Genomic DNA, 474 nt, shown 5'->3' with positions numbered 1-474 from the left:
TGGTGGAGGTGGCGTCGATCCCGCCGAGGTACTTTTTGAGTGCGACCGCGTGCGCTGGGATTCTTCGCCGGGCCTCGCGCCGTGGCAAGACGCTGCCGACGCTGCTGGATCGGGCGCTGCGGCAGCAGGCGGGTATTCGGGATATGCAGGACTGAAGCAGCCCTACGGCGAGGCCACGGTGACGTTCGGATTCGGCGGGGGCAACACCGCAGGACCCATCGACGTCGCGGCCTGCCTGACCGCGGCGCCCGGCCCGAAGAACGACTTCGAGGTCGAGACCTTCGTGGCGCAGTCCATCGCGGGCAGCATCAGCCACACGCTCAGCACCGCCAACGGCGGCAAGGGCTGCAGCGAGGACGGCACCGGCAAGGGTGTGCCGATCATTGCCTTCACCGCACAGGGCTGCGGGGCGGATGCGACGACGAACCATGCACCGACGCTGCGTGCCGGCGGACATCGCCTCAGCCACGCGAA

Annotated in this window: 1 pseudogene; it reads left to right on the top strand. The window is 69.0% G+C overall.

Going from position 1 to position 474, the window contains the following annotated elements:
- Positions 1–178 precede the first annotated feature (178 nt).
- Positions 179–474: pseudogene (locus tag APY03_RS45500) on the top strand (DNA cytosine methyltransferase); the annotation flags it as partial.

The sequence above is a fragment of the Variovorax sp. WDL1 genome (assembly GCF_001541225.1).
Lineage (GTDB): Bacteria > Pseudomonadota > Gammaproteobacteria > Burkholderiales > Burkholderiaceae_C > Variovorax.
This window is presented reverse-complemented; position numbering and strand designations above follow the sequence as displayed.